Below are 22486 nucleotides of genomic sequence, written 5' to 3'. Positions count from 1 at the left end.
AAAGGCTCCGTCATTAAGGATTTGATAATTTGTCAGGGAATAATGTGCAGGAAAGTGAAAATGCAGGCAATAAAATAGCGGATAACTTACGTTACCCGCTATAAGGAAAACACAACCGCCTGGTCATAGCCAGAGGGTTATCTGATGTTAGCGCTTGCGCCAGACGGTTAGCTGGGCGACGGAATGCTGATATTTACGCGCCGTTTCGCGGATCACAAACGGCACGTCCTGCGGCGCGGCGATCTCTTCGAAATCTGCCGCCAGCAAACGCTGCAACGCCTGGTAGGTGGTCAGCGCCTCGCCGTTTTCGCGGATGCCGCCCAGCCAGTTCTCTTTTGGCGTGTACTCTTCCAGCCAGGTGTACGGCGACGACAGCATCAATACGCCGCCGGTATTGATCATCCTCGTGACGTCCTGCAAAAAGCGCTTCGGCTGACGCAGCCTGTCGATCAGGTTAGCGGCCAGCACCAGGTCGTAACCCGCCTTTTGCGGCTTCAGGTTGCAGGCGTCGCCCTGCATAAACTGAATGCGGCTGGCCTGCTCTGCGGCGAGGCCGAAATCTTTCAGCCGCACCTGGTGATACTCCACCAGGTCGCCCTCTTCCTGGGTCACATAACGGAAATCCTCGCCGCTGGTCAGCTGGAGCGCCACGTCGATAAAGCGCGCGGAGTAATCCATCCCCACCACTTGCTCAAAATAGCGGGCCAGCTCAAAGCTGGCGCGACCGGTGGCGCAGCCGATATCCAGCGCGCGGCCTCGTTTGTCGGTCATGCGACAGGCGATATCCACCAGCGCCTTCGCATAGTTTTCTGTACCGAAGTAGCCCGGCCCGTACTGGAAGTCCAGGTATTGCGACACCATGCTGTCGGTTTCATACGGATTCAGCATTTTCTTTTCCTGATGGTTGGACACGACGTAGCGAAAGCCCGCGTGCTGGAAAAAGTGGCGGCGGAACGCATAGCGGGAAGATTTAATCGCTTCGTTGCCGGTGGAAATCCAGCTGCCGCCTTTGATTAGCGCATGTTTGCCGTCGAAGGTCGGCGTCGAAAAGTCGTCATAAAGCGGATGGACTTTAAAACCTTCCAGCCCGTTTATCGGCGTGGTCGTCCACTGCCAGACGTTCCCCACCACGTCAAAGAATTCGCCCTGGGCAAAGCGATCGACCGGACAGGAAGAAGCCCACCAGGCCAGATTCAGGTTGCCCGGCGCCTGCAGCCAGCGATCGCCTTCAACCTGCTCACGCAGCAGCAGCCATTCGGCCTCGCTGGGGAGCTGAACGGACTTGCCGGTTTTATCGGCTTTCCAGCGGCAAAAGGCGGCCGCCTCCAGCTGATTGACTTCGACCGGCCAGTCCCACGGCATCGCGACTTCTTCAGTCATCAAACGCAGCCGTAACTGGTCAGGTTCCTCAGGCGATCCCACCCAGAAAGTCGGCATGGTTGCCTGCGCGAAATTGCGCCAGCCCAGACCTTCCTCATCCCACCAGCGATCGTCCCGATAGCCGCCCGCCGTGATAAATGCAAAAAACTCCGCGTTGCTTGCCAGCATCTGGCTGGCTTCAAAAGGCTTCACCTCGGTGGACAGCGTGCCGTATTCATTATCCCAGCCGTAGGTATCGTCGGTTTTCCCCTGCGTGACGCGTGCGCCGGCAACGGCTATCAGTCTGTTCTGCGGCACGGCGTGGCGATCGTGACGGGCGTCGGGACAGGCTGGCCAGTACGGCTGCGGTTTAACCCAGGCGAGCGGCAGCTGGCGGATCAGCACGCTGGAGGTTTCCAGATGGATCCGTTCATGCTCGATCCCCATCAGGATCACCCAGGCCGGGCTGTCCCAGCCGATCGGCAGCGTCAACGGCATCTCTTTAATGACGCTTTCGACAAGATGACGCACCTTGCCGCGATAGTCGCGCAGCTCGGCAAGCGTCGGCCACGCGTAGTGGGTTGCGTCCAGATCGTCCCAGCTCATCTCATCCACGCCGATAGCCATCATCGCTTCGATATGGTCGTCCACGCGGTTGTCGAGCAGGCCGGCCGCTACCAGCTTATTAATATAGAAAGTCGCGGTATGGCCGAAATAGAACACCAGCGGATGGCGCAGCGAAATCGCCTTAGTGTAATAAGCCTGCTCATCGGCAAGGCAGTCGAACAGGCTCTCGTAGAGCGCCCACGTTTGTTGGAAATAGCCAAGAAGCTCCTGTCGTTTTTGTTCTGCGTCGCTGCCGCTAAGCAACAACGTGTGAGTTGGGGCAGGTAACTCTGGGGAAAAAGCCTGGTGATGTTGTGCCACGTAATACTCCTGAGAACCGTAGGCGGGATAAAGCGTAGCTATGACTATAGCAGGAGAGGATTGTCGGGCAGCGGCAAAGGGAAAATCAGCGCTGCCAGCGGCGCAGCAGACGGCTCTTCAGGCCGGTATCAAAACGCCAGATATGGTCGAAAATGCGCATAATACCCGGTTTTCCATGATCGGACAGCGCAACGGCGTGAAAGCGCTGCTGCTGGAGGAGCTGGTGCTTTTTGACGGTTTTAACCAGATCTTCCGGCAGCCGCTGGGCGATAAAATCGGAAATAATGACGGCGTCGGCATCGTTCCACTCCGGTGTGGCGAGCCTGCCCAGCACCGACTGCAAACAGGCTGCCAGATCGGTGCCGCCGCGAAAGCGCTGGCTGAGAAAGCGGATCGCCTGAGCAATGCCGTCGTCTGCGGTCAGCTCGTAGCCCACCACTTCATGCGCGAACAGCATTATGTAGCAGCGACGGTTATCGGCCAGCGCCACCTTCAACAGGGCCAGGCAAAAGGCCTTGGCGCAGCGTTCGTTAAAGCCGCCCATCGAGCCGGAAGTATCCACGCAGACGATAAAAGGCCCGCGCGGCTGTTCTTCATGCTGCTGGTGGCTGACCGGGCGCTGCGAAACCCTGTCATGCCAGGCTTCGCCCTGCAGCCGATAGGTCAGCAGCCGTTTCTCCACCAGCCTGCGATAGAACTCCAGTTCCAGCTCGCTGATGCCCAGCGCCGCCAGCTCCGGCGGCAGCAGGCGCAGCACGTCGTCGCTTTGGTGAATGCCGTTGACCTCTTCCGGCACGCTGGCAGGTTCCCTGACCAGCTGGTGGAACGCCTCCAGCGGCGCCTGCTCGCTCAGTACCGCTTTGGCTTCGCGGCTGCGGCCCAGCTGTTCCGCCAGTTTTTGCAGCATCGGCTGCTGCGCCAGGAAATCGCCGTAATCGACCATCAGCTGATAATCGCCGCGCTGTAGCGGGCTTTTACTCAAATCCCACAGGCGGCTGGCGGCGGCATCGCTGTTATCCGACAGCACCGGCGCCAGCTGGCCGCTCATCGCCAGCCTTTGCTGTAGCTCCGCCAGCAGCTTTTCCCGCTCGCTGTCGAGCAGCTGCTGATTCAGCGCCAGGGTTTGCAGCGTCAGGCTCAGTCGCCAGCGCTGTAAAAACAGCGTATGCTGCGGCTCGCTCATGCTCTGGCCCGCGACGCTATGCGCCACCAGCTCGCGGGCTTTGTCTTTAAACGGCGACTGATGCGAATCCAGGTAAAGCAGGATAGACGGAATTTTCAGGCAAAATGCCTGATGGGCGAGCGGCTGGCACTGTTGGAAAAGCGTAAATTCACCGGCAAGCGCTTCCGGCACCGCTGTTTGTTTCAGCTGCGCCAGGAGCTCCGATTTCCAGCGCGGCAAATCGTGCAGCAGCGCCTTTTTCATGCCGGGAAATTTTTCAAAAAAAAGGGCGAGCTGCGGGCTGGCCAACAGCGTCACCACCAGCTCTTCAATCAGGTCGCCTTCGCTGACCGCCAGAAAGGCGCTGAGCGTATCCAGCGATATCAACGACGCACCTGTTTCAGCTGCTCAGCGACCTGTTGCAGGCTCTCTTCGATCTTCGCCAGCCAGTCGTCGCTGATAAACAGGCAGCGATGATGCTGACTGAACAACGTACGTTGGGCATGCAGCTGTGCCTCTACCTCATCAAGCGCCTCGACAATCTCCTGCGGCAGCCCGTGTTCCAGCGGCTGGCCCGGCAGCATCAGCCGCGAAGTCTGGAGGCTGACATCGCGCACTGTCAGGCAGTCGGCGCCGTCGATATGCAGATCCAGCGTCTGGGCAAAACCAATACCGTTAAGCTTGCCGCGCACTTCGCCGCCTTTTTGCAGCCAGTGGTACAGCGGTTCGCGGCCAATCACGATATGGCTGACCTGCATGTCGTGCAGCATCAGCGGCTTTTGCAGCATCAGCGTCAGCGTGTCGGCGGACAGCGCCTCGGGCAGCTCATAATGGGGTTTACGGCTGAATATGCCGCCGTGCTTCTCCAGCCTTATCGCCTGCTCTACGCTTTTTTCCTGCTGCAGGCTCAGCCGGCGTGAGGCGATTTGCTGCAGTTTGATCAGCATCGGCTGCTGCTGCCAGGCCTGCTGGGTAATCAGGTTGTCTATCTCGCGATCCAGCAGCGCCATTGAGGCAACGTCGTGCCACAGACAATCTTTCAGCAAAATCAGATCTACCGGCGCGATCGCTTTACGACCGCTGTAAAAAGCGCAGGCCTGTAAAAGATGGATCGCTTTTTTCCAGCGGCGATCGGAAATATAAGGCGCTTCCGGCTGGTTCTCCAGCTGCTGGCGCAGCATAAAAATCAGCTCAAACACCTCTTCCGGCAGCGCAACCTGCGCAATGCCTTTTTGCCATTCGCTATACTCTTCATCAGTAATGCAGAGCGACTCCGCGACGGGATTGCTGTTCTCATCCTGCTGATGGGTCAACATGCTGCGAAAGTTCTGCTTTTCATGCACGTTATCAAGCCACAGCCGGATCAGCATCCGGTCATACAGCGCTTCCAGCCCGCTGTCGGCTTCGGGCAGTTCGTTGGAGGCGGTCACCAGCAGCCGCATCGGGATGGCTTCTTCACAATCGCCGTTGCGAAAGCGGCGCTCGTTGATGGCGGTCAGCAGCGTATTGAGGATAGCCGGCCCGGCTTTCCAGATTTCATCCAGAAAGACGATTTCGGCATCGGGCAGGTAGCCTTTGATCAGGCGCTGATAGCGGCCTTCATCTTTCAGCGCCTGAATGGAAAGCGGCCCGAAAACTTCTTCCGGGGTGGAGAAGCGGGTCATCAGATATTCAAAGGCGCGGGCATGCTGAAAGGCATACTTCAGCCGACGGGCTATCAGGCTTTTGGCAATACCTGGCGGGCCAAGCAAAAAAACGCTTTCGCCGCTTAATGCCGCCAGCAGGCAAAGGCGAATAGCGTGATGGCGTTCGTAAAGTCCCTTTTCTAACGCGTTGCTGAGGCGTGCGATTCTTTCCGCCAGGAGGTGAGGCTGGGACATCATCAAACAGTATCCTTTTCTACGTTCTTGCCAGCGGGCGACTGGCGAGCGCAAACACTACTGGCTATGATGCTTGAAAGAGTTGATATACGTCAGCTTTTTTCTTGTCAAAGGGTGACACAGGCCATTGAAGTCGCTTTCCATACTCCAATTAAGGATAGGCATTCAGAATGATTCGTGCATACTGTGCGTTTTTTGATGGCTTGATAAGCTGGGCGCGTTTCAGCAATCAGCTCCAACAAAAGATCTTCCTATGAGTTCTGATAAAAAGCAGTCCCTTGGCGCCGTGACCTTAGCGGCAATAGGCGTCGTCTATGGCGATATCGGCACCAGCCCTCTCTATACGCTGCGGGAGTGTCTCTCCGGCCAGTTCGGTTTCGGCGTTGAGCGCGATGCGGTATTCGGCTTCCTCTCGCTGATTTTCTGGCTATTAGTGCTGGTGGTCTCGTTAAAATATATCAGCTACGTGATGCGCGCTGACAACGCCGGCGAAGGGGGGATTCTGACCCTGATGTCCCTGGCGGGCCGTCATACCGGTGCCAGAGCCACGGCGGTTTTGGTCATTATGGGGCTGATTGGCGGCAGTTTCTTCTATGGCGAAGTGGTGATCACGCCGGCCGTTTCGGTACTTTCCGCTATTGAAGGGCTGGAAATCGCCGCGCCTAACCTTGATGCCTGGATTGTGCCGCTGGCGATAGCGGTGCTGACGCTGCTGTTTATGATCCAGAAACACGGCACGGGTATTGTCGGTAAACTGTTCGCGCCGGTCATGCTGGCATGGTTCATCATTCTGGCCATACTGGGCGCTCGGGGCATTATGGCTAATCCCGACGTGCTGCACGCGTTGAACCCCTATTGGGCAATGCACTTCTTTTTTGAATATAAAACCGTCTCGTTTTTTGCGCTGGGCGCCGTGGTGCTGGCTATTACCGGCGTGGAAGCGCTGTATGCGGATATGGGCCATTTCGGCAAGCTGCCGATCCGTCTGGCCTGGTTCCTGGCGGTGCTGCCGTCGCTGGTGCTGAACTACTTCGGCCAGGGCGCGCTGCTGCTGAAAAATCCCGAAGCGATCAAGAACCCGTTCTTTCTGCTGGCGCCGGACTGGGCGCTGATCCCTATGCTGATCCTGGCGACGCTGGCGACGGTTATCGCTTCTCAGGCGGTGATTTCCGGCGTTTTCTCACTGACTCGCCAGGCGGTTCGTCTGGGCTATTTACCGCCTATGCGCATCGTGCATACTTCTGAAGAGGAATCCGGTCAAATCTACATTCCGGTCATTAACTGGATACTCTTTTTCTCCGTGGTGATCGTGATTGTCGGCTTTAAACACTCCAGCAACCTGGCAGCCGCCTACGGTATCGCCGTAACCGGTACGATGGTGCTGACCTCCATCCTTTGCACCACCGTGGCGATAAAAAACTGGCAATGGAACCGCTATCTGGTGCTGTTTATCCTGCTTTGCATGTTGTGCATCGACGTTTCGCTCTTTTCGGCCAACCTGGTGAAAGTGTTCTCCGGCGGCTGGCTGCCGTTAAGCCTGGCGCTGGTGATGTTTGTGATTATGACCACCTGGAAAAGCGAGCGTTTCCGTCTGCTGCGCCGGATGCATGAACACGGCAACTCGCTGGAAGCGATGATTGTTTCGCTGGAGAAGTCGCCACCGGTACGCGTGCCGGGCACCGCCGTCTATATGTCGCGCGCGCTGAACGTTATTCCTTTTGCCATGCTGCATAATCTCAAGCACAACAAAGTGTTACATGAACGTGTTGTGCTGCTGACGCTGCGGACGGAAGATGCGCCTTACGTCCATAACGTGCGTCGCGTGTCTATTGAACAGCTTTCCCCCACTTTCTGGCGCGTGGTGGCGAGCTACGGCTGGCGGGAAACGCCTAATATGGAAGAGATTTTCCACCGCTGCGGGCTGGAAGGCCTGAACTGCCGGATGATGGAAACCTCGTTCTTTATGTCGCATGAATCGCTGATTATCGGCAAGCGGCCATGGTATTTGCGTCTGCGCGGCAAGCTGTTTATGGCGCTACAGCGCAACGCCCTGCGCGCCCCTGACCAGTTTGAGATCCCGCCAAACCGGGTTATTGAACTGGGCACCCAGGTCGAAATCTGACAAGCCGGGCTACTGTACTGGGCACCCAGGTCGAAATCTGACAAGCCGGGTTATTGCACCGGGTACCCAAGCCGAAACCTGACCCTGCAAGGCCGACAATCGTCGGCCTTTTGTTTTGCTTACCGCCAGGCATATCCTCATCCCGACTCCTGAAAGAAACGTCGGATTTCTAAACCGGCGGCTTACTGAGCTGCGTGTTCCGGCGCGGCTTAGCGGGTTCTGTCGGCATCTAACCGGGCCAGGGTGTCACCACATACCAGCATGTCACTTTGCCACTACGTCACCATGTCAGCATAACTGCAAAGCCGCCGCCGTCACGATTGGCGCAACGCATCTGCATCCCATGCAGGCGGGCAATACGGTTAACGATAGACAGCCCAAGGCCGCTGCCCGATTTTTCCTGCCCCGGCGGCCGATAAAAACGCTGTCCCAGGCGGCACAAATCTTCTTTGCTGACGCCTGGCCCGTTATCCGTGACGGCCAGGCCGTTTTCATTAATGCTCAGCTGCACCAGGTTTCCTGACTGGCCGTAACGCAGGGCGTTTTCTACCAGGTTACGCATCATTAGCGACAGCAGCAAAGCGTTACCGTTACGGATAACGGGCGAAGGCGGTGCTTCCAGCGCTATCTCCATTCCGACGGCCTGCGCCTGTGAGTAATGGTTGATCACGGCCTGCTGGAGCAGCTGACGCAGATCCAGGCTTTCCGTTGCCAGATCGGCTTTGCTGTCCAGCCTTGAGAGCGTAAGCAGCTGATCCACCAGACGAGTCGCGCGATCGATACCAAGATCCAGGTTTTGCAGCGCGTGGCGGCGCACCGTTTCGTCATCGTGAGCCAGCTGCGCGACCTCCGCCTGAACCTTGAGCGCGGCCAGCGGGCTTCTTAACTCATGCGCGGCGTCGGAAGTAAAACGCCGTTCGCGCAGCAGCATTTCGCTGACGCGTGAGAACAGCGCGTTCAGCTCCGTCAGCAAGGGCTTCACCTCGTTCGGCATCCGCTTTTCCACCAGCGGCGTGCCGTCATCGGGCGTACGCAGACGCAGCTGGCGGGCAATTCTTTTTAACGGCGCCAGCTCGTGCGTGACCAGCCACAGCAGCAGCAGCAGCATAATCGGCAGCGCGATCAGCCAGGGGATCAGGTTGGTCTGGACGATATCGCGGGTCATGTCGTCGCGGTATTCCCACTCCTGACCTACCACCACCACATATTGTTTGTCCGGCGTGGGTAGCCAGACCATACGCCATAAATCGTCATCCCCCCGGAGCTTGCCATCGGTAAAACCGTCGCGCCTGTGACTAAAGAGAAAATCCTTGCCGTTGTCGCCATCGTTCATCACCATGCGGCCATCCGCAGTGAAAACGGCAAATGCCAGCGCGTCATCCTCCTGTTCGCCGCGATGATGCTTCAGCAGCTTTTTAGTTTTTGGCAGCGTTAACGGTTCGTGGCTCAGCTGCTCGGGATTCATGGTCGCCAGCCGTTTGGCAAACAGCATCTGCTGGGTATCAAACAGCTGATTGATGTTGTGCCGCGTCTGCCACCACGAGCCGATGCTGGCAGCACCCCAGCAGATAAGCGTCAGCAGCAGAAAACCCAACATCAGGCGCAGGCGCAGGCTTAGTCGATGCATTACGCATCTCCCAGCGTATAGCCGACGCCATGAACGGTACGGATAAACGTGCTGCCCAGCTTTTTGCGCAGGTAGTGGATATGAACTTCAACGGCATTGCTGGAGACGTCGTCATCCCAGCCATACAATTTTTCCTCCAGCTGCGCGCGGGTCAATACGCGACCAGGGTTAAGCAAGAACAGCTCCAGCAGGGCCAGTTCGCGCGGCTTCAGGGGGAGCGGCTCGTCGTTCAGGGTGGCCGTATGCGAACCGGAGGCCATCGCAACCGCGCCGTGGCGGAGCACGGGCTGTAGCTGACCGTGACGTCGTCGAATTAATGCCTGTAGCCGGGCGGCGACTTCGCTGAGGGCGAAAGGTTTGCAAAGGTAGTCGTCGGCGCCCTGCTGCAGCCCGGCAAGCCGCTGCTCCAGGGCATCCCGCGCGGTCAGGATCAGTACCGGCTCGTCCCGACCCTGCTGCCGCCAGCCGCGCAGAATATCCAGGCCGTCAATGCCGGGTAGGCTTAAATCCAGCACTACCGCATCGTAAGAGGTAGCGGAAAGCGCCGCCTGCCCCGTTTTGCCCTCGGTAAACCAGTCGACGCTGAAACCCAGCTTGCTCAGACCTGCTTTAATCCCGTCGCCAATCAGGCGATCGTCTTCAATGACCAAAATTTTCATGGCGACTTCCTCTGTGATTAACGGCTTTATACGAAAGGGAACGGGCGCTGTACAGGCAAAAATCGGGAAAAAAGGCTATTTTTCGGTACGGCTCGCAAACCGCGTATTTGATGATGTCTCTTAAGATCCTGTTAAGAAAAGTTTGTTTAACTGAGCCCTGAACACGACGAATCGCGCAGCGAAAGCTGCCTCACTCCATGGAATAAAGGTGACTATGATGAAAAAAACTGCTGCTTTATTTGCCCTTGCCGCTCTGGTTTCCGGCCCGGTATTCGCTGCTCAGAACGGCGGCTTCAGCGACCCAAGTGCGCCGACCGCGCCGACTGCCAACGTGCAGAAAGGCGGTTTCAGCGGGGATGAAACCGTGGTCACGGTCAAACAGGCGCAGGATATGAAGGACGATGCCTGGGTGACAATGCGCGGCAACATTGAAAAGCGCGTCAGCGATGATGACTATATCTTTCGTGACGCAACCGGCACGATGAAAGTGGATATCGATCATAAGCGTTGGGAAGGCCAGAACATCACGCCAAAAGACAAAGTCGAAATCCAGGGCGAACTGGACAAGGACTTTAATTCCGTCGAGCTTGACGTGAAGAAAATCCGCAAGCTGAACTGATTCAGCTTTGATCGGCTGGCCGAAGGTGAGGCCAGCAGCCCGACTGCGCCACCGACGGGTAAGCGACCTTCGGCGGCGTCTGGATCCGGGGCGGCCGCGTTCTTAGCAGCTTGCCCCGGTTGCGGCTAACGGCTTCCGTAACCGCTAAGCTGGCCCCGTAATGGCTAAGTTAGCCCTGAGGCAGCCAGTCAGGCCTCACAATGGCTGAGCAGGTCTCGCTACGGCTCAGGTCGACATCATCGACAGGTGCATAACGGCAGGCGAGCGGTCGAAACGGCGCCAGGCCAGCGCAATATCAGTATTTAACGCCGCATCGTCAACAGGGCGAAACACCACGCCGGGATGCGCGATGCAGCATAGCGATTCCGGCACGATAGCGAAGCCGAAACCCGCGGCCACCATGCCGATGGACGAGGAAATCTGCGGTGACTGCTGCCCGGTATGCGGCTGAAAGCCGGCGCGCAGGCAGGCGCTGATCACCAGTTCATACAGGCTTGGCGCAACCTCGCGCGGAAACATAATCAGCGTGTCATCAGCCAGCTGCGACAGGGAAATTTTCGGCTGCGCGCCCAGCGCATGGCTGGCAGGCAGCGCCACCAGCATCTTTTCGCTGGCTATCACCTTCAGGTTAAACGCTTTGCTGCTCTCACAGGGCAGGCGAACGAAAGCGGCATCCAGCAAGCCCTCCTGCAAGTCGTGCATTAGCGACGCCATATTTTGCTCACGTGTCAGTATCGTCATTGACGGATAGCGAGCCTGAAAATCCTTCATCAACGCAAAAATCGCCGAATGAAAGGCGACCGAGCTGGCGACACCCAGCGAAAGCTTGCCGGTCACGCCGCGGGCTATCCCTTTGGCTTTCTCCAGCGCATGCCCGGTCAGCTCCAGGATCTGGCAGGCATCCTGATAAAAAGCTTCCCCCGCTTCCGTCAGCTCCACGCCGCGTGACAGCCTCCTCAGCAGCGGCGTACCTATTTCCCGTTCCAGACGCAGAATTTGCTGGCTGAGCGGCGGCTGCGAGATCCCCAGCATTTCTGCGGCACGCGTAAAGTGGCGCGTTTGCGCGACCGCGACAAAATAACGCAGATGGCGGAGTTCCATATCTAATTCGTCTCAAAGTGATGGGCTTTCTATATTGGAATTCATAACTGAATCGAGTCAACATTCAATTAGTAATCCTGAACTGTTTTAGCATAGAGGCAAGTTATGAAACATTCTGTAACCGACTGTTTATGTGAGCAACAGCTGGTTTCAACCGTCAGCGGGCTCCGTCAGCAAAGACCAGAAAGCGTCATCTATCAAACCTCTCTGATGAGTGCGTTGCTCAGCGGCGTGTACGAAGGCAACGTTACCGTAGCCGACCTGCTGAAGAAGGGCGATTTTGGTTTAGGCACCTTTAACCAGCTCGATGGCGAGCTGATCGCTTTCGACAGCGAGGTTTATCAGCTGCGTTCCGACGGCAGCGCACGGGAAGCCGATCCGCAGCAGAAAACGCCTTTTGCCGTGATGACCTTTTTCCAGCCTCAGTACCGCCATCGTTTCTCTGCACCGGCCAGCCGTCAGGCTATTCACGATCTGATCGACAGCCAGGTGACTTCGGACAATCAGTTTTGTGCGCTGCGGATCAACGGTCGTTTTTCTGCGGCCTCCACGCGTACCGTACCTTGCCAGCATCGACCCTATCGTTCTATGCCGGAAGTGCTTGGCCAGCAGCCTACCTTCCGGTTCAGCCAGCGCGACGGCGTGCTGATTGGTTTCCGTACCCCGCAGTATATGCAGGGCATCAACGTAGCGGGCTATCACGAACATTTCATTACCGACGATCGCCAGGGCGGCGGCCATCTGCTGGATTACCAGCTGGAAGAGGGCGAGCTGACCTTTGGCGAGATCAGCAAGCTGGTCATCGATCTGCCGGGCGACAGTGATTTTCTGCAGGCCAATCTGAATCCGGAAAATCTGGATTCCGCCATTCGCTCCGTTGAAAGCTAATCCTGAGGAATTAAGATGAAAAACCCAACCGAAACCGCTCTCTGGCAGCACGGCGCCGATTTGGTCGTGGCACAGCTGGAGGCGCAGGGCGTAAAACAGGTCTTCGGCATTCCTGGCGCGAAGATCGACAAAATGTTTGATTCGCTGGTGGACTCGACTATCCAGACCATTCCGGTGCGTCATGAAGCCAACGCTGCCTTTATGGCTGCCGCCGTGGGCCGCCTGACCGGCAACGCGGGCGTGGCGCTGGTGACTTCCGGACCGGGCTGCTCGAATCTGATCACGGGCATGGCGACCGCTACCAGCGAAGGCGATCCGGTGGTGGCGCTGGGTGGACAGGTGAAGCGGGCTGACAGCGCCAAACAGGTGCATCAGAGTATGGATACCGTGTCGATGTTTCGTCCGGTCACCAAATATGCCGTCGAGGTCACCGACTCCAACGCGCTGGCGGAAGTGGTCTCCAACGCCTTCCGTCATGCCGAGCACGGTCGCGGCGGCGGCGCCTTTGTCAGCCTGCCGCAGGATATCGTTGACCAGCCCGCTCGCGGTCAGCTGCTGACCAGTAAAGGCCAGCTGCTGCTGGGGCCTGCGCCGGATGCGGCCATTGCCGCCGTTGCCGCGCAAATTGCCAAAGCAAAAAACCCGGTACTGCTGCTGGGCCTGATGGCCAGCCAGCCGGCAAACAGCGATGCGATCCATCGCCTGCTGGAGCGCAGCCGCATTCCGGTTACCAGCACTTATCAGGCCGCCGGCGCGGTCAGACAGGAACACTTCTCACGTTTTGCGGGCCGCGTTGGGCTGTTTAACAACCAGGCGGGCGACCGTCTGCTGCGCGAGGCCGACCTGATTATCACTATCGGCTACAGTCCGGTTGAGTACGAACCGGCCATGTGGAACAGCGGCGGCGCCACGCTGGTACATATCGACGTGCTGCCCTCCGATGCCGATAACTGCTATCTGCCTGATGCGGAACTGATTGGCGATATTGCCGCCACCGTCGACAAGCTGGCCGAGCGCATTGATACGCCTTTACAGCTCAGCGCAGAAGCGGCAGCCATTCTGGACGATCGGCAACAGCAGCGTCAGCTGTTATCAATGCAGGGCAAAAATCTCAACCAGTTCGCGCTGCATCCGCTGCGGATCGTGCGCGCCATGCAGGACATCATTAACAACGACGTCACGCTGACCGTGGATATGGGCAGCTTCCATATCTGGATCGCTCGCTATCTCTATAGCTTCCGCGCCCGCCAGATCATGATCTCCAATGGGCAGCAGACCATGGGCGTGGCGCTGCCATGGGCTATCGGTGCCTGGCTGGTGGATCCGAGTCGTAAAGTGATCTCGGTTTCCGGCGACGGCGGCTTCTTGCAGTCCAGCATGGAGCTGGAAACGGCGGTCAGGCTGAAAGCCAATATCCTGCACATCATCTGGGTCGATGAGGCCTACAACATGGTGGCGATGCAGGAAGAGAAGAAATATCAGCGCGTTTCCGGCGTGAAATTCGGGCCGGTTGATTTTAAAGCCTATGCGCAGGCGTTCGGCGCGGCGGGCTTTGCGGTGGAAAGCGCGGCTGAGCTGGAGCCGACGCTGCGTAAAGCAATGGACGTCAACGGGCCTGCGGTGGTCGCCGTACCGGTGGATTACGCCGATAACCCAATGCTGATGGGTCAGCTGCATCTGAGCCAGATTCTTTAGTATTCAAGGAGATAATATGAAAACGAAAGTAGCCTTAGTCACGGGTAGCGGCCAGGGGATCGGCAAAGCCATAGCGCTGCGTCTGGCAAAAGACGGTTTTGCCGTGGCGGTCGCGGACTATAACAGCCAGACCGCGCGTCAGGTGGCCGACGAAATCGCCAGCGCAGGCGGTAAAGCGATTGCGGTAACGGTAGATGTCTCAAAACGTGACCAGGTCATCGCTGCGGTGGAACAGGCTCGTAAAGAGCTGGGCGGGTTTGACGTCATCGTCAACAACGCCGGGATTGCGCCAACTACGCCAATTGAAGAGATCACGGCGGAAATGGTGGATAAAGTTTACGATATCAACGTAAAAGGCGTGATTTGGGGAATGCAGGCGGCAATTCAGGCGTTTAAAGCTGAAGGCCACGGCGGCAAAATCATTAATGCCTGTTCGCAGGCGGGCCATGTCGGCAACCCGGAGCTGGCGATCTACAGTTCCAGCAAGTTCGCCGTACGCGGCCTGACGCAAACCGCCGCCCGCGATCTGGCTCCGTTGGGCATTACCGTCAACGCTTACTGCCCGGGCATTGTTAAAACGCCTATGTGGGACGAGATAGATCGTCAGGTGTCAGAAGCGGCAGGTAAACCGCTGGGCTACGGTACGGCAGAGTTTGCCAAACGTATTACGCTGGGCCGCCTGTCTGAACCAGAAGATGTCTCCGCCTGCGTTTCTTTCCTCGCCGGGCCTGATTCCGACTACATGACCGGTCAGTCGCTGCTGATCGATGGTGGAATGGTATTTAACTAATCCCTGCCGACCGCCTTACGAGGCGGTCTTTTTTCATACCGTTCTGATGACCGATCGCTCCTCCTTTCCTGTTGCATATCCTGCGCAAAGCTTGTTAACGAAACGTTTCGATGGCGATCACAGTTCCGCATCATGACGATTGTTTTCCGCCGCCGTTTTTTTACACTCCCGATCAGCGAAACGTTTCGCTCTGGAGTGAAAGATGAAAAAAGGCGCCTTACTGAATTCTGCAATCTCTTCCCTGGTTTCCCGCCTGGGCCACACCGACAGCGTCACTATCGGCGATGCGGGCCTGCCCATCCCTTCAGGGCCGGAGCGCATCGACCTGGCGCTGACCCAGGGCATTCCCGGCTTTATGCAGGTAGTCGAAACCGTAACGAAAGAGATGCAGGTCGAGAGCGCCATCATCGCGGAAGAGATCAAATCTCATAATCCACGGCTCCACGACGAACTTTCCGCACTGCTCGATTTACTGCAACAACGCCAGGGAAACACTATCGCCGTTCAGTACGTTTCTCATCAACAGTTCAAACAGTTAACACAGCGCAGCCATGCGGTTATTCGCAGCGGGGAGTGTTCGCCCTACGCGAACATTATCCTTGGCGCTGGCGTGACCTTCTGAGGCCGTCATGCAACCTTTACTGCAACTACAGGGCATTGAAAAAGCCTTTCCCGGCGTCAAAGCGCTGTCCGGCGCTTCGCTGGCGGTTTATCCCGGCCGCGTGATGGCGCTGGTGGGCGAAAACGGCGCCGGAAAATCTACCATGATGAAAGTGATGACCGGCATCTATGCCCGCGACGCCGGCTCCATTAAATGGCTGGGCGAAGAGGTTAACTTCAGCGGGCCGAAAGCGTCGCAGGAAGCGGGTATTGGCATCATTCATCAGGAGCTGAATCTGATCCCGCAGCTTAGCGTGGCGGAGAACATCTTTTTAGGCCGCGAATTCGTTAACGCTTTCGGCGGCATCCGCTGGAAAAAGCTTTATGCGGAAGCGGACAAGCTGTTACAGCGGCTGAACCTGCGTTTCAACAGCCATAAACTGGTCGGCGACCTGTCGATCGGCGACCAGCAAATGGTCGAAATCGCCAAGGTGCTGAGCTTTGAGTCAAAAGTCATCGTGATGGATGAACCCACCGATGCGCTGACCGATACCGAAACGGCCTCGCTGTTTCGCGTTATCCGGGAGCTGAAAGCGCAGGGCTGCGGCATCGTTTATATCTCGCACCGCATGAAAGAGATTTTTGAAATCTGCGATGACGTCACCGTGTTTCGCGACGGGCAGTTTATCGCCGAAAGAGCGGTCGATACGCTGAACGAAGAAGCGCTGATTGAAATGATGGTGGGCCGCAGGCTGGAAGAGCAGTATCCGCGCCTGAACAAAGCCCCGGGCGACGTGCGCTTAACCGTGAAAAACCTTAGCGGGCCGGGCGTAAACCACGTCAGCTTTTCACTGCGTCAGGGCGAGATCCTGGGCGTAGCGGGACTGATGGGCGCGGGCCGTACCGAACTGATGAAGGTGCTGTACGGCGCTTTTCCACGCAGCGGCGGCAGCGTCACGCTCGACGGTAAAACGGTAACGACGCGCACGCCGGAAGAGGGCTTGCGTAACGGCATCGTTTATATCTCTGAAGATCGCAAACGCGACGGGCTAGTGCTCGGCATGTCGGTAAAAGAAAACATGTCTTTAACCGCGCTCGACTACTTCAGCCACGGCGGCGGGCGGTTAAAACATGCCGAAGAGCAGCTGGCGGTCAGCGATTTTATCAAGCTGTTCAACGTAAAAACGCCCTCGATGATGCAGCCGATCGGGCTTTTATCCGGCGGCAACCAGCAGAAAGTCGCTATTGCGCGCGGGCTGATGACGCGGCCTAAGGTGCTGATTCTGGATGAGCCGACGCGCGGCGTGGACGTGGGCGCCAAGAAAGAGATCTACCAGTTAATCAATCAGTTTAAACAAGAGGGGCTGAGCATCATTCTTGTTTCCTCAGAAATGCCGGAAGTGCTGGGCATGAGCGATCGCGTGCTGGTCATGCACGAAGGCCGCCTGAGCGGCGATTTCCCCATTGAACAGGCCACGCAGGAACGCCTGATGGCGGCGGCGGTCGGCAAGCAACATAGCGCGGAGTTGGTCACACCATGAGTACTCAAACCCTACAGGCCAGCCGCGGCAAAGCCTGGCTGCTGGAACAAAAATCGCTGATTGCGCTGGTGGTGCTGATTGCCGTCGTCGCCAGTCAGAGCCCCAATTTCTTTACCCTGAACAATATGTTCAACATTCTGCAGCAGACTTCCGTCAACGCCATTATGGCCGTCGGCATGACGCTGGTGATCCTGACTTCAGGCATCGATCTGTCCGTAGGGTCGCTGCTGGCGCTGACCGGCGCAGTGGGTGCTTCGCTGGTTGGTATAGAGGTTAACGCGCTGGTCGCGGTGGCGGCCTCGCTGGCGCTGGGGGCGCTGATTGGCGCGATAACCGGCACCATAGTGGCAAAGGGCAAAGTGCAGGCGTTTATCGCCACGCTGGTCATGATGCTGCTGCTGCGCGGCGCGACCATGGTTTATACCAACGGCAGCCCGGTGAATACCGGCTTCAGCGATAATGCCGATCTGTTTGGCTGGTTTGGTATCGGACGGCCGCTGGGTATTCCCACGCCGGTCTGGCTGATGGCGCTGACCTTCCTGCTGGCGTGGTACATGCTGCACCATACTCGCCTGGGCCGTTATATCTATGCGCTTGGCGGCAATGAAGCGGCTACTCGCCTTTCCGGCATCAGCGTCAGCCGCGTCAAAATCACGGTCTATGCGCTGAGCGGCATGTTGGCGGCGCTGGCGGGCACCATTGAGGTGGCGCGACTCTCTTCCGCTCAGCCTACGGCGGGCACCGGCTACGAGCTGGACGCCATCGCGGCGGTGGTGCTGGGCGGCACCAGTCTGGCAGGCGGCAAAGGACGCATCATGGGCACGCTGGTCGGCGCGCTGATCCTGGGCTTCCTTAATAACGGCCTGAATCTGCTTGGCGTTTCTTCCTATTACCAGATGATCGTTAAAGCAGTCGTGATCCTGCTGGCGGTGCTGGTGGATAACAAAAAATAACCCTACAGGAATCGAAAATGAAAATGACTAAAATGACGGCGCTGGCCGTGCTGCTCGGCGCAACGCTCAGCGCCAACGCGATGGCGAAAGAGACGCTCGCGCTGGTAGTTTCCACGCTGAACAACCCGTTTTTCGTTTCGTTAAAAGAGGGTGCCCAGAAAGAAGCGGACAAGCTGGGCTACAACCTGGTGGTGCTGGATTCGCAGAACAATCCGGCAAAAGAGCTGGCCAACGTGCAGGATCTTGCGGTGCGCGGCACAAAATTGCTGCTGATTAACCCGACCGATTCCGATGCGGTAGGCAACGCGGTAAAAATGGCGAATCAGGCCAATATCCCGGTGATCACGCTGGATCGCGTGGCTGCTCAGGGCAAAGTCGTCAGCCACGTCGCGTCCGACAACCGCCTGGGCGGCAAAATGGCGGGCGACTATATTGCGAAACGCGTCGGCGACCAGGCTAAAATCATTGAGCTGGCCGGGATTGCCGGGACGTCCGCCGCTCGCGAACGTGGCGAAGGCTTCAAAACGGCAGCCGATGCGCATAAATTTGTTATCCTTGCCAGCCAGCCCGCAGATTTTGACCGCACCAAGGGCCTGAACGTGATGCAGAACCTGCTGACGGCCCATCCGGATGTGCAGGCGGTGTTTGCGCAGAACGATGAAATGGCATTAGGTGCGATGCGCGCATTGCAAACGGCGGGCAAATCTGATGTGGTAGTAGTCGGCTTCGACGGCACTGCGGACGGCGTAAAAGCCGTGCAGGGCGGCAAACTCGCTGCCACCGTGGCGCAGCAGCCGGAGCAAATCGGCGTTATCGGCGTGCAAACCGCTGATAAAGTGCTGAAGGGCCAGCAGGTTCAGGCTATCAATCCCGTTGACCTGAAGCTGGTCACTAAATAAATCAAAGAAAAGCATGGCACGCGCCACCTCTTGCAGGTGGCGCCTTTTTCTGGACGCTCCCATGAATAAAACCGGCAGGCTGGCCGTGCTCGGCAGCATCAACGCAGACCATATTCTTAATCTGACCTCCTTCCCCCGTCCCGGTGAAACGGTGATCGGTAAGCAATACCAGATCGCTTTCGGCGGCAAGGGCGCCAATCAGGCCGTCGCGGCCGGACGCAGCGGTGCGGATATCGCTTTTATCGCCTGCGTGGGCGACGACGATATCGGCCAGCGTATCCGTCAGCAGCTGGCGGAAGACCATATCGATATTGCGCCGGTGGAGGTCATCGCTGGCGAATCTACCGGCGTGGCGCTGATCTTCGTTAATGATGAGGGCGAAAACAGCATTGCTATCCATGCTGGCGCGAACGCCGCGCTGTCGCCCGCTCTGGTCGAAAAACAGCGGAAGATCGTTGAAAACGCGGATGCCCTGCTGATGCAGCTGGAATCTCCGCTTGAAAGCGTGCTGGCCGCCGCAAAAATCGCCCGTCAGCATCAGACCAAAGTCATCCTCAATCCTGCGCCGGCCATGCCGCTCCCGGACGAGCTGCTGGCGCTGGTGGATATGATTACGCCGAACGAAACCGAAGCGGAAATCCTCACCGGCGTGGCCGTTGCCTCCGATGAAGACGCGGCGCGCGCGGCATCGGTGCTGCACGATAAAGGCATCCACAGCGTGTTGATTACGTTGGGCAGCCGTGGCGTATGGCTAAGCGAAGCGGGTAAAGGCGAGCGCATCTCAGGATTCAAGGTGCAGGCCGTCGATACTATCGCCGCAGGCGATACCTTTAACGGCGCGCTGATGACCGCGCTGCTGGAAGGCAAGCCGTTACCGCAGGCCGTGCGTTTTGCCCATGCGGCGGCGGCAATTGCCGTCACGCGATCCGGCGCGCAGCCTTCGGTGCCTTGGCGTGAAGAGACCGATCGCTTTTTACAGCAGCAGGAGTAGCCCGTGCCCACAATGAAAGATGTCGCTCGTCTGGCGGGCGTATCGACGTCTACGGTTTCCCATGTCATCAACAAAAACCGCTTCGTCAGCGAGGCGGTGAAGGAAAAGGTTACTGCGGCGATTACTGCGCTGAACTACGCCCCTTCTGCGCTGGCGCGCAGCCTTAAACTCAATCAGACGCACACGATAGGGATGCTGCTTACCGCCAGCAGCAACCCCTTCTATTCGGAAGTGGTGCGCGGCGTGGAAAGAAGCTGTTATGAACGCGGCTACAGCCTGGTGCTGTGCAACACCGAAGGCGACGAGGACAGAATGAACCGCAGTCTGGAAACGCTGCTGCAAAAGCGCGTCGACGGTTTACTGATCATGTGCACCGAAAGTCATCTTCCCTCTCCCGAGATCCTTAATCGCTATCCTTCTATTCCTATCGTGATGATGGACTGGTCGCCCTTTGAAGGCGGCAGCGACATTATTCAGGACAACTCGCTGCTGGGCGGCGAACTGGCGACCCGTTTTCTGATTTCGCGCGGCTATACCCGCATTGCCTGTATCGCCGGGCCGCAGGACAAGACGCCGGCGCGTTTGCGGCTTAACGGCTTTTATCAGGCTATGCAGCAGGCGGAATTAGCCGTGCCTGAGGAGTATGTGGTCAGCGGCGACTTTGAATTTCAGGGCGGCTATCACGCTATGAATCAGCTGCTGGCATTGAGCCCTCGACCGCAGGCGGTATTCACCAGTAACGATGCGATGGCCGTTGGCGTTTACCATTCTCTTTATCAGGCGGGACTGTCGGTGCCTGAAGATATGGCGGTGATCGGCTATGACGATATCGAGCTTGCCCGTTATATGACGCCGCCGTTAACCACCATTCACCAGCCCAAAGACGAACTGGGCGAACTGGCTATTGATACGTTGATCCACCGTTTTGCCGATCCCGACGCCAGCCAGCAGCTGCTGGTGCTGACGCCGGAACTGATCGAACGCGGTTCGGTGGCGGAACGCTAGGCGCGTTTTTTCCGCTTTTCCCGGTCGGCAATCAGATGCCGGCCGTCGCCTGGCTTCAGCAGCATAAAGACCAGGCCGGAAAACACCGTTACCACGCCCATCGTCAGGAAAGTGGCGTGGAAGTGATCGACAGTGGTGCCGTCAAAATTGCTATAAAAACGCAGTACCGCCGCGCTGACCGCCACGCCAAAGCTGATAGCCAATTGTTGGGTGACGGCCAGCATACTGTTGCCGCTGCTGGCGTTGCTGTCGTTAAGGTCTGCCAGCGTAATGGTATTCATCGCGGTAAACTGGGTAGACATTGCCATTCCCAGCACAAATAACGGCAGCAGCAGGAGCGCCAGACTGGCCGCAGGCGACTGTAGCGCGAAGCTGGCGATCAGCACGCCAATAATGACGCTGATCCCCGTCAGCGTTTTGCGATAGCCGAACCAGCGCAGCACCTGCGTTACCGTTGATTTCGCCAGGATTGAACCCAGAGCGGTAGGCGCCATCATGCAGCCAGCCAGAATGGCGGTATAACCAAAGCCAACCTGGAGCATCAGCGGCATCAGGAAGGGAATACAGCCTGTACCGAGGCGCGAAGCGATATTGCCTAAGATGCCGACCGAGAAGGTGCGCGTCTTAAACATGGGGAGCGGGATCAGCGGCGTCGGATGACGGCGTGCATGAGCTATATAAAGAAGAAGCAGAAGAATGCCGCCGCTGGTTACCGCCAGCGCTATGCTGCTGGCGACTATTTTTTCGCCGAACAGCTCGATACCGCTGGAGAGCATCACCAGGCCAATCCCAAAGAGCACAAAGCCGGTAAAATCAAAGCGGCGTTTCGGCGTGGTGAAGTCCGGCATATATTTGCGGGCATAGAAGATACCGAGAACGCCTACCGGAATATTAATCAGGAAGATCCAGTGCCAGCTCGCCCAGGTGACCAGTACGCCGCCAAGCAGCGGGCCCAGCACCGGACCGACCAGGCCTGGCATCGTCACAAAGTTCAGTACGGGCAACAGCTCGCTACGCGGATAGGCTCTTAACAGCGCCAGCCTGGCCACGGGCATCATCATCGCGCCGCCAATCCCCTGCACTATCCTGAACAGAACCAGCATAGTTAAAGAGCCGGAAAGCGCACAGGCCAGCGAACCCAACGTAAATAAAGAAACGGCAGCGATAAAAACTTTCCGGGTGCCAAAGCGATCCGCCAGCCAGCCGCTGACCGGGATCAGCATAGCGACGGTCAGGGTATAGCTGATAACAGCAGATTGCATGGCGAGGGGCGAACGGTTAAGGCTTAAGGCGATGGCGGGAAGTGCAGTATTCAATATCGTGGCATCAAGCGCCTGCATAAAGAAAGCCATGGCGGCAATCCACGGAAGTCCGGCCATACTGCGCGCGGATTTTATCATTGGGCATCCTTCTCAGTCGTTATTACCGACAGGAAAATCCTGCGAAGTAAAAAGAATAGCATCGGCAGGCCGGTGATTGTGATGGATATAAAAGAGAATTCGGGGCAATTTGCGGGTTAAATAACCTTAAAAAGTACGTTTATTGTTCCTTTGTTGAAAAAAGAAACGGTCGGAAGTTTTTTTTACAGAAACGCTTGTCAGCCGTCAGAAACTCCCTATAATGCGCCTCCACTGACACGGAACAACGGCCTGACGGTCACCGGGTCAG

At 57.4% G+C, this 22486-nt stretch carries 18 protein-coding genes; 11 read left to right on the top strand and 7 right to left on the bottom strand.

The features are described 5' to 3' along the window. Positions 1-147: 147 nt before the first annotated feature. The 3 genes from ovoA to ravA form a co-directional block, all read right to left on the bottom strand. Complete coding sequence (gene ovoA, locus AB6T85_RS08690) at positions 148-2286, bottom strand: 5-histidylcysteine sulfoxide synthase (protein WP_369895314.1); 2139 nt, start codon at positions 2284-2286, stop codon at positions 148-150. 85 nt (positions 2287-2371) lie between these two features. Next, positions 2372-3835 (bottom strand): ATPase RavA stimulator ViaA, encoded by a 1464-nt coding sequence (gene viaA / locus AB6T85_RS08685; RefSeq protein WP_369895313.1) that lies wholly within the window; start codon positions 3833-3835, stop codon positions 2372-2374. Beyond that, positions 3832-5328, bottom strand: a complete 1497-nt coding sequence (gene ravA, locus AB6T85_RS08680; protein WP_253461173.1) for an ATPase RavA — start codon at positions 5326-5328, stop codon at positions 3832-3834. Before ravA ends, viaA begins: the two co-directional genes overlap by 4 nt. Before the next feature lie 253 nt (positions 5329-5581). Between ravA and kup the strand changes: the two genes are divergently transcribed. Next, the gene (kup, locus tag AB6T85_RS08675) at positions 5582-7450 is read left to right on the top strand and encodes a low affinity potassium transporter Kup (protein WP_369895312.1); all 1869 of its coding nucleotides are present in this window, start codon (positions 5582-5584) and stop codon (positions 7448-7450) included. A 280-nt stretch (positions 7451-7730) separates the two neighbouring features. Here the strand turns inward: kup and qseC are convergent, their stop codons facing one another. Both qseC and qseB read right to left on the bottom strand, forming a co-directional pair. Continuing rightward, positions 7731-9077, bottom strand: a complete 1347-nt coding sequence (qseC, locus tag AB6T85_RS08670) for a quorum sensing histidine kinase QseC (protein ID WP_369895311.1) — start codon at positions 9075-9077, stop codon at positions 7731-7733. Continuing rightward, complete coding sequence (gene qseB / locus AB6T85_RS08665) at positions 9077-9736, bottom strand: quorum sensing response regulator transcription factor QseB (protein ID WP_301730560.1); 660 nt, start codon at positions 9734-9736, stop codon at positions 9077-9079. Before qseB ends, qseC begins: the two co-directional genes overlap by 1 nt. Before the next feature lie 217 nt (positions 9737-9953). On the opposite strand from qseB, the gene AB6T85_RS08660 reads away from it, so the two are divergent. Next, positions 9954-10355, top strand: a complete 402-nt coding sequence (locus tag AB6T85_RS08660) for a YgiW/YdeI family stress tolerance OB fold protein (RefSeq protein WP_253456880.1) — start codon at positions 9954-9956, stop codon at positions 10353-10355. Positions 10356-10580: 225 nt separating this feature from the next. Here AB6T85_RS08660 and AB6T85_RS08655 read toward each other — a convergent pair whose 3' ends face one another. Continuing rightward, positions 10581-11456, bottom strand: coding sequence for a LysR family transcriptional regulator (locus tag AB6T85_RS08655; protein ID WP_253456883.1), 876 nt, complete (start codon positions 11454-11456; stop codon positions 10581-10583). Positions 11457-11561: 105 nt separating this feature from the next. On the opposite strand from AB6T85_RS08655, the gene budA reads away from it, so the two are divergent. From budA to rbsR, 9 genes are all read left to right on the top strand, one after another. Further along, a complete protein-coding gene (gene budA, locus AB6T85_RS08650; protein WP_125289159.1) occupies positions 11562-12344 on the top strand; it encodes an acetolactate decarboxylase in 783 nt (260 codons plus the stop codon). Positions 12345-12359: 15 nt separating this feature from the next. Then, the gene (alsS, locus tag AB6T85_RS08645) at positions 12360-14039 is read left to right on the top strand and encodes an acetolactate synthase AlsS (protein WP_253456890.1); all 1680 of its coding nucleotides are present in this window, start codon (positions 12360-12362) and stop codon (positions 14037-14039) included. 16 nt (positions 14040-14055) lie between these two features. Continuing rightward, positions 14056-14829 (top strand): (S)-acetoin forming diacetyl reductase, encoded by a 774-nt coding sequence (locus AB6T85_RS08640; protein WP_253456895.1) that lies wholly within the window; start codon positions 14056-14058, stop codon positions 14827-14829. A gap of 202 nt (positions 14830-15031) precedes the next feature. Next, positions 15032-15451 carry a D-ribose pyranase gene (gene rbsD, locus AB6T85_RS08635; protein ID WP_125289156.1) on the top strand — a complete coding sequence of 140 codons (420 nt, stop codon included), beginning with the start codon at positions 15032-15034 and terminating at the stop codon, positions 15449-15451. Between the two features lie 7 nt (positions 15452-15458). Continuing rightward, positions 15459-16970: a ribose ABC transporter ATP-binding protein RbsA gene (gene rbsA / locus AB6T85_RS08630; RefSeq protein WP_369895307.1), complete on the top strand. Its 1512-nt coding sequence runs from the start codon at positions 15459-15461 to the stop codon at positions 16968-16970. Further along, positions 16967-17923 (top strand): ribose ABC transporter permease, encoded by a 957-nt coding sequence (gene rbsC / locus AB6T85_RS08625; RefSeq protein WP_125289154.1) that lies wholly within the window; start codon positions 16967-16969, stop codon positions 17921-17923. The genes rbsA and rbsC overlap by 4 nt, the downstream gene beginning before the upstream one ends. Before the next feature lie 17 nt (positions 17924-17940). Further along, positions 17941-18822: a ribose ABC transporter substrate-binding protein RbsB gene (gene rbsB / locus AB6T85_RS08620; RefSeq protein WP_369895305.1), complete on the top strand. Its 882-nt coding sequence runs from the start codon at positions 17941-17943 to the stop codon at positions 18820-18822. 61 nt (positions 18823-18883) lie between these two features. Beyond that, complete coding sequence (gene rbsK / locus AB6T85_RS08615; RefSeq protein ID WP_253456907.1) at positions 18884-19813, top strand: ribokinase; 930 nt, start codon at positions 18884-18886, stop codon at positions 19811-19813. Between the two features lie 3 nt (positions 19814-19816). Then, positions 19817-20818, top strand: coding sequence for a ribose operon transcriptional repressor RbsR (gene rbsR / locus AB6T85_RS08610; protein WP_369895303.1), 1002 nt, complete (start codon positions 19817-19819; stop codon positions 20816-20818). Here the strand turns inward: rbsR and mdtD are convergent. Then, positions 20815-22218: a multidrug transporter subunit MdtD gene (gene mdtD / locus AB6T85_RS08605; protein ID WP_301251609.1), complete on the bottom strand. Its 1404-nt coding sequence runs from the start codon at positions 22216-22218 to the stop codon at positions 20815-20817. The genes rbsR and mdtD overlap by 4 nt on opposite strands. Between the last annotated feature and the right edge of the window lie 268 nt (positions 22219-22486).

Origin of the sequence: Erwinia aeris (genome assembly GCF_041224955.1) — a bacterium.
GTDB classification, from domain to species: domain Bacteria; phylum Pseudomonadota; class Gammaproteobacteria; order Enterobacterales; family Enterobacteriaceae; genus Erwinia; species Erwinia aeris.
This window is presented reverse-complemented; position numbering and strand designations above follow the sequence as displayed.

Coding starts and splice junctions, on each gene's coding strand:
- rbsD (WP_125289156.1), top strand. CDS start 15,032: ATGAAAAAAGGCGCCTTACTGAATTCTGCAATCTCTTCCCTGGTTTCC.
- rbsA (WP_369895307.1), top strand. CDS start 15,459: ATGCAACCTTTACTGCAACTACAGGGCATTGAAAAAGCCTTTCCCGGC.
- kup (WP_369895312.1), top strand. CDS start 5,582: ATGAGTTCTGATAAAAAGCAGTCCCTTGGCGCCGTGACCTTAGCGGCA.
- rbsK (WP_253456907.1), top strand. CDS start 18,884: ATGAATAAAACCGGCAGGCTGGCCGTGCTCGGCAGCATCAACGCAGAC.
- rbsB (WP_369895305.1), top strand. CDS start 17,941: ATGAAAATGACTAAAATGACGGCGCTGGCCGTGCTGCTCGGCGCAACG.
- budA (WP_125289159.1), top strand. CDS start 11,562: ATGAAACATTCTGTAACCGACTGTTTATGTGAGCAACAGCTGGTTTCA.
- rbsC (WP_125289154.1), top strand. CDS start 16,967: ATGAGTACTCAAACCCTACAGGCCAGCCGCGGCAAAGCCTGGCTGCTG.
- AB6T85_RS08640 (WP_253456895.1), top strand. CDS start 14,056: ATGAAAACGAAAGTAGCCTTAGTCACGGGTAGCGGCCAGGGGATCGGC.
- qseB (WP_301730560.1), bottom strand. CDS start 9,736: ATGAAAATTTTGGTCATTGAAGACGATCGCCTGATTGGCGACGGGATT.
- AB6T85_RS08660 (WP_253456880.1), top strand. CDS start 9,954: ATGAAAAAAACTGCTGCTTTATTTGCCCTTGCCGCTCTGGTTTCCGGC.
- alsS (WP_253456890.1), top strand. CDS start 12,360: ATGAAAAACCCAACCGAAACCGCTCTCTGGCAGCACGGCGCCGATTTG.
- ravA (WP_253461173.1), bottom strand. CDS start 5,328: ATGTCCCAGCCTCACCTCCTGGCGGAAAGAATCGCACGCCTCAGCAAC.
- qseC (WP_369895311.1), bottom strand. CDS start 9,077: ATGCATCGACTAAGCCTGCGCCTGCGCCTGATGTTGGGTTTTCTGCTG.
- AB6T85_RS08655 (WP_253456883.1), bottom strand. CDS start 11,456: ATGGAACTCCGCCATCTGCGTTATTTTGTCGCGGTCGCGCAAACGCGC.
- mdtD (WP_301251609.1), bottom strand. CDS start 22,218: ATGATAAAATCCGCGCGCAGTATGGCCGGACTTCCGTGGATTGCCGCC.